10 protein-coding genes are annotated in these 9,981 nt (G+C 69.8%); 7 read left to right on the forward strand and 3 right to left on the reverse strand.

The genetic code is table 11. The annotated features are described in order from the left end of the window. Positions 1-18 precede the first annotated feature (18 nt). From SD72_RS14325 to SD72_RS14340, 4 genes are all read left to right on the forward strand, one after another. Positions 19-1,626: an ATP-binding cassette domain-containing protein gene (locus tag SD72_RS14325; RefSeq protein WP_052492729.1), complete on the forward strand. Its 1,608-nt coding sequence runs from the start codon at positions 19-21 to the stop codon at positions 1,624-1,626. Continuing rightward, entirely contained in the window at positions 1,623-3,308 is a 1,686-nt protein-coding gene (locus tag SD72_RS14330; RefSeq protein WP_232299802.1) for an ATP-binding cassette domain-containing protein, read from the forward strand. The genes SD72_RS14325 and SD72_RS14330 overlap by 4 nt, the downstream gene beginning before the upstream one ends. Then, complete coding sequence (locus SD72_RS14335) at positions 3,305-4,255, forward strand: SIP domain-containing protein (RefSeq protein WP_042545144.1); 951 nt, start codon at positions 3,305-3,307, stop codon at positions 4,253-4,255. The genes SD72_RS14330 and SD72_RS14335 overlap by 4 nt, the downstream gene beginning before the upstream one ends. A gap of 108 nt (positions 4,256-4,363) precedes the next feature. After that, positions 4,364-4,825, forward strand: a complete 462-nt coding sequence (locus SD72_RS14340) for a hypothetical protein (protein ID WP_042545145.1) — start codon at positions 4,364-4,366, stop codon at positions 4,823-4,825. A gap of 340 nt (positions 4,826-5,165) precedes the next feature. Here the strand turns inward: SD72_RS14340 and SD72_RS14345 are convergent, their stop codons facing one another. Further along, positions 5,166-5,381, reverse strand: coding sequence for a hypothetical protein (locus SD72_RS14345; RefSeq protein WP_042545146.1), 216 nt, complete (start codon positions 5,379-5,381; stop codon positions 5,166-5,168). Positions 5,382-5,568: 187 nt separating this feature from the next. Here SD72_RS14345 and SD72_RS14350 point away from each other — a divergent pair, with 187 nt between their 5' ends. Beyond that, a complete protein-coding gene (locus SD72_RS14350) occupies positions 5,569-6,258 on the forward strand; it encodes a GNAT family N-acetyltransferase (RefSeq protein WP_042545147.1) in 690 nt (229 codons plus the stop codon). A 50-nt stretch (positions 6,259-6,308) separates the two neighbouring features. Here the strand turns inward: SD72_RS14350 and SD72_RS17145 are convergent, their stop codons facing one another. Both SD72_RS17145 and SD72_RS14360 read right to left on the reverse strand, forming a co-directional pair. Further along, positions 6,309-6,869, reverse strand: coding sequence for an Lrp/AsnC family transcriptional regulator (locus SD72_RS17145; protein WP_052492730.1), 561 nt, complete (start codon positions 6,867-6,869; stop codon positions 6,309-6,311). Between the two features lie 126 nt (positions 6,870-6,995). Continuing rightward, positions 6,996-8,510 carry a Na+/H+ antiporter NhaC family protein gene (locus SD72_RS14360; protein WP_042545148.1) on the reverse strand — a complete coding sequence of 505 codons (1,515 nt, stop codon included), beginning with the start codon at positions 8,508-8,510 and terminating at the stop codon, positions 6,996-6,998. 167 nt (positions 8,511-8,677) lie between these two features. Between SD72_RS14360 and SD72_RS18530 the strand changes: the two genes are divergently transcribed. Then, positions 8,678-9,568 carry an aminotransferase class V-fold PLP-dependent enzyme gene (locus SD72_RS18530; protein ID WP_269745597.1) on the forward strand — a complete coding sequence of 297 codons (891 nt, stop codon included), beginning with the start codon at positions 8,678-8,680 and terminating at the stop codon, positions 9,566-9,568. After that, positions 9,465-9,884, forward strand: coding sequence for an aminotransferase class V-fold PLP-dependent enzyme (locus SD72_RS18535; RefSeq protein WP_269745598.1), 420 nt, complete (start codon positions 9,465-9,467; stop codon positions 9,882-9,884). Before SD72_RS18530 ends, SD72_RS18535 begins: the two co-directional genes overlap by 104 nt. Positions 9,885-9,981: the final 97 nt, after the last annotated feature.

The following is a 9,981-nucleotide window of genomic DNA, read 5'->3' on the forward strand; positions in this document are numbered from 1 at the left end:
ACGCGTATACTTCTGGTCGTGACAACTACGCATTCCTTCCTCGCCCCGCGCGTGCGCCCCGCCCTACGCCCCTCGATTCCAGCCCTCACGTTCGCGGTGATCGGCGCAACGCTCGCGGGCGTCGCCGGCCTCGCGGCCACGTGGGGCGTCGTCTCGATGATCGCCGATCCCTCGCCAGGCACGGCCGCCGCTGTCTGCGTCGCGCTGCTGCTCGCTGCGGCGCTCTCAGCCGCAGCGTCCTGGCTCGCGCACGCGGCAGAGGCGAAGTTCGATGCGAGGCTCAGGCGCGAAATCGCAGCGCACACGCTCCGGCTCCCAGCGACACGGCTGAGCACGTTCACGACGGATCGACTGCGCAGGCTCGTGTCCGACGACGTCGCGGCCCTGCACCACATGGTCGCGCACCTGCCCGCCGAGCTCGCGACCATGATCGTCGTACCGCTCTGCGCCGTCGCACTGCTGCTCGCGCTCGCGGGCCCGCTCGCGCTGCTCGCACTCATCCCCGGGGTCATCGCCGCGATCGCGTACCTCGCGGTGCTGCCGAAGCTCTCCGCGAGGCACGGCGAGGAGCGCGGCCGCGTGATGGGCGAGATCACGACCGCGGTCGACGACTACGCGTGTGGGATCCACATCTTCCGCAGCTTCGGCGCGGCCAGCGGCGCGCTCGCCGACTACAGCGACGCGACCGACCGCTTCACGAGCGGCATGGTCACCTGGGTGAAGCGCGTCGCCACCCCGGCCGCGGTCGCGGTCGCGCTGCTGCAGGCAGTCGCGAGCTACGCGATCGCGTACGCGGTCGGCGCGTCGGGCGACACGGCGACGCTCGCCGCGATCCTGCTCCTCAGCCTCGCGCTCGTCACGCCGGCGCTGCGCCTCGGGCACGGCCTCGACTACGTCGCGAGCGGCAGGGCGGCCGCGACGCGCATCGGCGAGCTGCTCGCCGAGCCACTGCTCCCCCGCGGCGACGCCGCGTTCGCTGACGACGGCTCGGGGGTGCTCGCCGAGGGCCTCTCGCTCGCGCGGGGCGACCGCCAGTTGCTCGCGCCTGTCACCCTGCGCGCCCCTGCAGGCGCGATCACCGCCATCACCGGCCCGAGCGGTGCGGGGAAGAGCACGATCCTCCGGCTGCTCGCAGGCCTCGAATCGCCAACCACGGGCACGGTGCGCATCGGAGGCACCAACCTCGCTGCCCTGAGCGAGGACGCGCTGGCGGGCGCCGCGATCCTCATCCCGCAGGCCGTCCCGCCGCTCTCGGCGACGGTGCTCGACAATCTGCGGCTCGTCGCCCCGGCGGCCACCGCGGCCGACTGCGCTGCCGCCCTCGGCCGGGCCCAGCTCGACGCGCCCCTCTCCGCGGAAGCTCGCACGCTCTCGGGCGGCGAGCGACAGCGGCTCGCGCTCGCGCGCGCGTTCCTCTCGCCGGCGGCCGTGATTCTCGCGGACGAACCCACGAGCGCGCTCGACGACGCCACGGCCGAGCGGCTCTGGGTCGAGCTCGAGCGGCTGGCCCGCGACAACGGCCGAGCGGTAGTCGTCGTCACCCACGATCCGCGGCTCGCCTGCCGCGCCGACACTCGCTGCGCGATCGCAGCCGCACAGCCCGCCACGGAAGGGCCTGCACGATGAGCGACACGAAGGGCATGCAGACGCCGCAGGCCGAGAAGCCCCGCGCGCAGGGATCGGCCGGGTCGGGATCCCCCGCTGGATCTTCTACACCGGGATACACCGGACCGGGATCCCCCGCCCTACCGCGAGCTGCCCGCCGCAGGCTCGCACTCGTCGCGGCCGGGTGGGCGCTCGTCGCGCTCGTCGAGGTCGCGGCGTACACGTGCCTCGCGCTCGCGATCCGCGACGGCGGCAGCATCGCCCTCGTGCTCACGGTCGCCGCCGCCTCGCTGCTCGTGACAGTGCTCGTGTCGCGCGCGGGCTACCTCGCGGGCGCGCGCCTCGCTGGCGACCTCTACGCGGGCCTCGGCGGAGCGCTCAACCGCGCGAAGCTCTCCTGGTTCACGCCCGCGAACCGAGCCCTCGTCACGACAACGTCGGGGCGCGCGATCCCCTCGCTCATGAGCGTTCCAGCGCATCAGCTCCAGCTGCTCGTGCTCTCGCCGCTCATCCCGCTGCTGCTCGTCGGCGCGGTGTGGATCGTCGCGGGCGCTCAAACTGCCCTGCTCGTGCTCGGGCTGCTGCTTGCCGCGCTCGCCGTGCAGGCACTCGCGCAGCGGGCGCTCGCGCGCTCAGACGCGAACCGGCACGAGCTCGAGACGGCAGCGACCGCGGCAACCGTCGAGCTCGTCGAACACCTCGAGCTGCTGCGCACCGCCGCGGGGCCCACCCGGGCGCTTGAGCGGGCGGAAGCCGCGTGGGCCGAGCAGGAGCGCGCAATGGCCCGCACCAACCGGGCCGCAGCACCGGCAACGCTCCTCTCGGCGATCGCGAGCGCGCTCCCCCTCGCCGGGGCGCTGCTGTTCCTCACGGCGACGGGCGGCTTCGCCGAGCCAGCCGCCGCGCTCGCCCTGCTCGTGCTCACCGCGCGCGCGAGCGCCCCCATCGATGACCTCGCGCTCAGCGGCATCGCGCTCAGCGAGCTTCGCGCCCACACCGACGCCTACCGCGCGGTGCTCGGCGCGCCTGCGCTGCCCGCGCGCGCTGATACCGGCCCGCGGGCGCCAGCCGGACACGACATCAGCGTCCGCGGCCTCAGCCAGGCTCCCGTGCTAGACGGTGTCACCGCGAGCATCCCGGCCGGGGCCCGCATCCACGTCACGGGCCCGAGCGGTTCAGGCAAGAGCACGCTCCTCGGCCTGCTCCTGCGCTTCGACGACCCTGCCGGGGGCGAGATCACGCTCGGCGGCGTGCCGCTCACGGCACTGAGCGAGGCCGACATCACGAGCCGCGTTGCCTACGTTCCGCAGGATCCCATCGTGTTCACCGGGTCCCTCGCCGACAACATTCGGCTCGGGGATCCCGCCGCATCAGAGGAAGAGCTCGCCGCGGCAGCCGCCGGGGCACAGCTCACCGAGGTCGTCGCACGCGATCCACTCGGCATCCACCAGCCCGTCGGCACGCACGGCCAGCGCCTCTCGGGCGGCGAGCGCCAGCGCGTTGCGATCGCCAGGGCGCTCCTGAAGCGCGCCCCCGTGCTCATCCTCGACGAGGCAACCTCGGCCCTCGACGAGCACACCGAGATGCTCGTCGCCGGGGCATTCGCTGCGCTCGACTGCACGCTCGTGTTCGTCACGCACCGCGACCCGAGCATCTGGCACCCCGACCACACGATCACCCTGGAAGGACCCCCCACCGCATGACCACGATCCGACACCGCATCAGGGAGCTCAGCCAGCGCTCCCGCCTCCCCATCTCGGCGACGGCAACAGTGACTGCCGTTCGCGCCCTGAGCCCGAGCTACACACGGGTGACGGTTGTCGCGCCCGAGTTCGCCGACTACAAACCGACGCTGCCAGCCGACGGGATCAAGGTCGCGCTGCCAGGCAGCGACGGGGCACCCGAGCTGCGGGCGATGACGGTGTCGCACCGGCCCGCCCCCGACACGATCGAGTTCGACGCGCTGCGGCACGAGGGCGGGATCCTCTCCCCCTGGCTCGCTACCGTACAACCCGGCGAGCGGATCGAGGTGCACGCCGTGCGCCGCGAGCACGCGATCGGCGACGGCGTGACGGCACACCTCATCGTCGCCGACGCGAGCGCGCTCCCGGCCGCGGCCTCGATCGTGCGCGCGATCCCCTCCGAGCATCGCGTGTACGCCCTGCTGCACGCGCCGACCACAGCAGACGCGGCCGCGCTCATCCCCGAACACCCGGGACTCGAGGTCTCGCTCCGAACCGGGGAGGCCTGGGATGCCGGGGAGCTGCGATCCGAACTCGTCGAGCTGCTGGCGCGCATCCCGGGCGGGCGCGCTGGGAGCGGTAGTGCTGGGGTTGGTTCTGGTGCTGGTTCAGTTTCCTGGGTTGGTGCTGACGCTGGTGCTGGTGCTGGTGCTGGTATTGGTGCTGGCGCGCTGCAGAGCTGGGTTGCCGCCGAGGCCGCGGTCACCGCGTCCGCGCGCCGCGCGATCGCAGCGCACGGACATCACCGGGACAACCTGTTTGCGGCCGCCTACTGGAGCGCGTCGAGCGACAGCACGGCGCGAGACGAGCGGATCCGGGCCGCCTTCGGCCGAGCGATACAACTGCAGGCAGACCTCGCCGACCCCGAGACGCGGGCCGCGGTTGAGGCCGAAGCCGACACGGTGTAGTTGGCGGCCGATGCTGTCTAGGTCGCAGCCGATGCGGGTGTGGCCGCAACACACCCGACGGCGTCGTGCGCGGGCCGCAATGTCTGAGGTTCGCTCTAGAGTCGCCGCATGAGCAACGAGTCAGCCCCAGCAGAGATCGCAGCGTGGCGCAGCATCGCCAGCACCCCGTCGGCAGTCAGACTCCCACCGGTGTTCATCACAGGCCCGGCGCGCACCCGCCCGGGCGTGACGGCCCGCGTCTCGCTGACCCGCGATCACGCGGCCGAGTTCTTCGCAGCTGACGTGTTCTCGGGGCGCGACGTCCTCATCCTGTCGTCGTCGCTGTGGGACACGAGGGCGTCGCGTCGAGTGGCGGCCGACCGCGGCGTCACGCTCGACTTCGCCGCACGCTTCCTCTCGGCCGCGGCCGCCGCGGCAGTGTTCGACTACCCGCTCGCGCTCGACCCGCAGGTGCACTACGGGCTCATCCTTGTCGACGCCGAGCAGCGGCCGGTCCGCCCGAGCGCGGGACAGGCCGAGGCCCTCGAGCGGTCCCGCCGCGGCTCGGCCGCTTCGCTGGTCGCGCACTAGCCGGGGCGGGCCCGGGGCGACGCCTGCGCCGCTGAGCGCCGTGCCGCCGCGGGCTGCCGTGGCTGCGGGCCGCCAGGGCTGCGGGCTTCCGTGCCGGTTAACTGCCGCGTCCCGAAACCGACCTTTACCGCCGAGCCCGGCCCGAGTTTCGCGAAGTTTCAGCCGCGTTCGGAGGCAAGGGCCGGGCTCACCGTTCGGGGGAGCCGGAGTCGGTGAGCCCGCACGACCCGCCTCGGACCGGCTCGGCCCGTCTAAGCTCGGCTCCGCGCGACTCGACTCGACTCGACTTGGCACGGCGCCGCACGGCACGGTCCGCCGATGAGTCCACAGTGAAGCGCGGCTACGGCTCCCGCAGCGCACGCCCGCCGGCTGCGAGCGCCGCTTCGAGCAGGCGCACGGCCTTCGGCCCCACGCCGTGCAGCGCGAGCAGCTCGCGTCGGCTCATCGCTTCAACCTGCGCGAGCGAGTCGACCCCGACATGAAGCAGCGCCGACGTCGCCGGCCTACCGATCTTCGGCAGGTCGCCGATCTGCTCAGGGACATCTCGCGTCGACATACGCCGATTGTAGTTCGCGGCAAGCTGTCTCGGTAGACTGCTGAACCGAAAGAAAGGCCTCGCCATCACCACCCCCGATCCAGTATCCCAGTACGTCGAGACCCACGTTGCCCGCGCGACCGAAGCGCACGTTTCCGAGGAGCTCGCTTGGTTCCGCACGGGTGCCCCGCACGCGGAACTCAACGGGGTGCTGCGCGCGACGGCCGGGCGGATCGACGACGCGCTCGATGCGCTCACTGATCTACCCGCGCTATGGCATTCCTGGCCGCACCGCCCGGCCTGGAATATCGAGGACGAGCTGACCGCGCGTGGCTTCGTGTTCGAGGAAGAGGAGCCGCTCATGACGCTGCGATTCCCCCCGGCCAAGAATGCACAGACCGATATCGGGCCGGCGGTCGCGCCAGCACCAGCTCGAGCCGCAGCAGTAGCCGGAAAAAAGGCACCCCACCCCCTCGAGTCGCCGCTTGGGCCCGCGAGCATCCGCCTGGTCGACGGCGAGGAGGCCCTACTCGCGTGGGAAGAGCTCTGGACAGGCAGCGCCTCCGATCCTGCCGTCCACGCAGCGCTCGCGGCTGCCGGCCTCGGCACGCACCGCGTCGCGCATCACTTCGTGGCGGAGGTGGACGGCAGCTTGGTCGGCTGCGGGGCTGCGGTCGTCGCTCGCGCGACCGTCGCCGTGGAGCACATCGTCACTGCCGCCACCCACAGGAGGCGCGGTATTGGCGCGCAACTCACGGGGGCCGCACTGGCAATCGGACGCGACCACGGCGCAACTACCGCGATCCTCACCGCGTCACCGGACGGCGCGGCTCTCTACCACCGGCTCGGGTTCGTCGACCGCGAGCCGGTCAGGCGATTCGTCGCCCCAGGACGCTGAGCGCGCCGAAGCGCCGAAACGCCGAAACGCCTAAGCGTCGAGCCCACCCGCTATCCCGCGCCGCCGGCCCGCAGCTCAGCGAGCATCTCGTCGAGGCGGTGCTGCTCGACCCCGGCCGAGCTGTCCGAGAAGAATGCGAGCCGCGTTTCGGTGAACTCGAGGTCGCTGCGCGCCCACACGTGCTCGGCAATGATGCGCTTGAGGTGGTCGAAGCCGCGGGAGCGGATCCTGAGGATGAGGTCCGAGGCTCCCGTCACGACCGAGGTTTCCTCGACCTCGGGGATCGCTTGGAGCTCGGTGACGACCTCGTCGCGGCTCACGCCCGTGCGGATCACGACGGAGAGGTAGGTCGTGAGCGTGTACCCGAGGGCGCGCCAGTCGATGTCGACGCGGTAGCCGCGAATGACGCCTTCCTGCTTCATCTGCGCCATCCGTTCGGAAACCGCGGGGGCGGTCAGTCCAACCGCGTCAGCGAGACTCTTGAGCGTCGCGCGCGCGTTCTCCTGGAGCATCGCGAGCAGCTTGATGTCCGTCTCGTCTAGCGCAACGACGGGTGGATCATTGGTGAGCCCGTCCGCGAGATTTCCGAAGGTTGACCTCGTGTTGGTCATGTGGCGTAGCTCTCCCTCGTGCTTGGACTCGGCCGAAACATTCTCGGCCCCTTCGAGCATTGTACAAACGACGCTGCGGCGGTGAGGCACGCGACGCGCCCCGCCGCCACAGCGCACCGCACGTAGTTACGGGCGGTACAACCCGACGACAGGCATCGTAGCGGTCATCTCGGCCTGCCACTCTGGGTCCGGCTCGGTGAGCTCGACGCCGTTCGGCCCCTCGTAGCGGCGACCCCAACCGGTGACGATCGAGAACACGGTGACAGCGGTGAGCGCGAACGGGTAGAACGCGGCACCGAGGATCGCGAAGACACTCAGCCCGGGAATGCCCTCGTACCCCTGGGTGCCGAGGCTTGCTACGAGCAGGAAGGTACTCGCGATCGGCACAATGACGCCAAGCCCCATCGCCGCACAGTCCATAACGTTCGAGCGGCGATACGGGTGGAGCCCCGCTGCTGCCCCGATCTTGTCTGATAGTGGGCCAGCAAACATGAGACCGGGCCCATTCAGCCCTGCAAGCACGACGGTGCAGAGGGCGCCGGAGATCCCGATCGCAGCCTCGGCACCGCGCGCGCTCTGGAAGCGCGGCGAACTGATGATTGCCTCGACGATCCTGTCGAACATGCCCGATGATTCGACGACACCGATCATCGCAAACACGGCGACGAGGAGCGAGATGAGCGGCAGCATGCTTGTGATGCCATCGGTGATAAAACCGGTGGGCGCGCCGTCTGCGGCGCCGAGCACCTGGCCGGGCGTTGCGAGCCCGGTGACGAGCGCGACGATGGTGCCGACTACGAGGCCGACACCTACGGCGAGAAACAGGTCGCGCGCAATGAAGGCGACGAGGATGAGCGCAGCAATCGCAAGCAGCATCCACAGCCCGGTCGGGCTCGCATCGGCTTCGACGGCCGCAGCCGCAGCACCGCTACCCGAGGTGACGAGGCCCGCGACGAGGAACGCAATGGCTGCGATTGCCGCGGCGGGGAGCGCGTAGCGCAAGCGACTTCGCACAACGCCGCCAACGTCGGCGAGGCCGGCGCGTCGACGGTAGCGCTGCGTGGTCGCGGAGATCACGGTGGTATCGGAGATCGGCGCAATGTTGTCACCGAAGATCGCGCCGGAGAGGATCGCACCGGCGAGCAGTGCTGGGGAAGCGCCGATCTCGGTCCCCGCAGTGTAGAGGATCGGGAACATGGCGAGCATGGTACCGAGCGAGGATCCCGTCGCGAGCGCGATCGCGCAGGTGATGAGGAACGTGATCATCACGAAGATGCCGCCGCCAATGTGCGCCTCCTGAGCGAGCCACACGAAGCCGGAGGAGACGCCGGTCGCCTTGAACATCTGCGCGAGCACGCCGACGAGCAGCATCAACAGGAAGAGCGTGGCCGAGGTGCGCGATGCGATCCCATCGATTGCGGCATTCCAGAACTTCTGCTGGCTCTTCGCGAGCCAGGAGGCAACGAACAGGCCGAGGAAGCCGACAGCGGCAATCGCGGTGAGGTCGAGCACGACGAAGCCAACGAAGTACACGAAGGTACCGATGGCGAAAATCAGGGGTGCGATGAACGCTCCGAGCGCGCCAACGCGGAATTCGACGCGCTCCGAGGCGTGCGCCTCCGTGCGGTTCTGATGAGACAAAGTGGGCCTCCAGCATTCGTTGGTGAAGAACGGCCGATTCGAAATATCGACGCAATGCATCGGACTCTAGCACTTATTTCTATCGAATCAATAGTTTCCCACCCAACAGACTTTCATCTATTGTGGTTGTAGCTTAGTTTTTCTGAATTTTTCTCGGAGGTACAACGATGTCCAGATTCGGCGCAGCAGTTCGCCCAGATTTCCCCGCAGTAGCAAACGACTTCGTATTCCTCGACGCCCCCGGTGGCACCCAGATGCCCGCAGTTGTCGCCGAGCGGATCGCTCAGACCGGCATCTCTCCAATCTCCAACCGCAGCCGCGGCTCCCTCCCCGGCCGCAACGCAGACGACACCGTGCTCGAGTTCCGCGCGGCCGCGGCCGACTTGCTCGGCGCGGACCCCGCTGGCATCGTGCATGGGCGCAGCGCGACGCAGCTCACGTTCGACTTCTCCCGCACGATCGCGAAGACCTGGGAGGCCGGCGACAACATCGTGCTGTCTCAGGCTGACCACGACTGCAACGTCGCGCCGTGGCTCATCGCAGCGGAGCGCGCGGGCGCCGAGGTGCGGTGGGCACAGCTCGACACCGCAACGAGCGAGCTCCCCGCTGCGCAGTACGAGGAACTCGTTGACGACCGCACGCGACTCGTCGCAGTGACCGCAGCCTCTAACCTCGTCGGAACCCAGCCCGACATCGCTGCGATTTCGGCCATCGCACACGCCCGCAACGCGCTCACGTACATCGACGGCGTGCACTACACAGCCCACGCGCCTGTCGACGTGCGCGCGATGGGAGCCGACTTCTTTGTCGCATCGCCCTACAAGTTCTTCGGCCCGCACTTCGGAATGCTTGCCGCGGCGCCCGCACTCCTTGAGACACTGCACCCCGACAAGCTGCGCCCCTCCCCCCGAAACCGTGCCAGAGCGCTTCGAGCTCGGCACCCTCCCATACGAGCTGCTCGCTGGCGCGACCGCAGCGATCAACTACATCGCCGGGCTGAGCGAGGCCGGCGAAACACGCCGCGAGCGGATCGTCTCCGCAATGGTTGCAATGGATGAGTACGAGCTTGAACTGCGCGAGGTCATCGAGCGTGGAATCACAGCCCTGCCCGGCGTGACCTGCTACTCACGCGCCAAGCGGCGCACGTCGACACTACTCATTTCGGTCGAGGGCATTGAACCAATCACCATCGAGACGCGGCTGCGCGAGCGCGGCTTCCTCGCACAGGCCGGCCACTTCTACGCACTCGAAGTATGCAACGCACTTGGCCTTGGCATGATGGGCGGCGTGCGCTTCGGCCTCGCCCCCTACAACACACTCGAGGAGGCCGAGGGCCTCGTCACCGCCCTCGCTGGGGCAATCGCCGAGGGCTGATCCCGCACAGGGAAAGCCCGCGGCCTGACCGCGAGACACACCTCCCCCTCTCGTTAGATCTACACCCCCCTATGTGCGCCAGGTAGCTGCGCACATA

This window comes from Leucobacter komagatae, from assembly GCF_000834055.1.
Taxonomy (GTDB): Bacteria; Actinomycetota; Actinomycetes; order Actinomycetales; family Microbacteriaceae; genus Leucobacter; species Leucobacter komagatae_A.

Excerpts from the sequence above, each read along its gene's own strand:
- SD72_RS14330 (WP_232299802.1), top strand. The coding sequence starts at position 1,623 with ATGAGCGACACGAAGGGCATGCAGACGCCGCAGGCCGAGAAGCCCCGC.
- SD72_RS14335 (WP_042545144.1), top strand. The coding sequence starts at position 3,305 with ATGACCACGATCCGACACCGCATCAGGGAGCTCAGCCAGCGCTCCCGC.
- SD72_RS14340 (WP_042545145.1), top strand. The coding sequence starts at position 4,364 with ATGAGCAACGAGTCAGCCCCAGCAGAGATCGCAGCGTGGCGCAGCATC.
- SD72_RS14345 (WP_042545146.1), bottom strand. The coding sequence starts at position 5,381 with ATGTCGACGCGAGATGTCCCTGAGCAGATCGGCGACCTGCCGAAGATC.
- SD72_RS17145 (WP_052492730.1), bottom strand. The coding sequence starts at position 6,869 with ATGACCAACACGAGGTCAACCTTCGGAAATCTCGCGGACGGGCTCACC.
- SD72_RS18530 (WP_269745597.1), top strand. The coding sequence starts at position 8,678 with ATGTCCAGATTCGGCGCAGCAGTTCGCCCAGATTTCCCCGCAGTAGCA.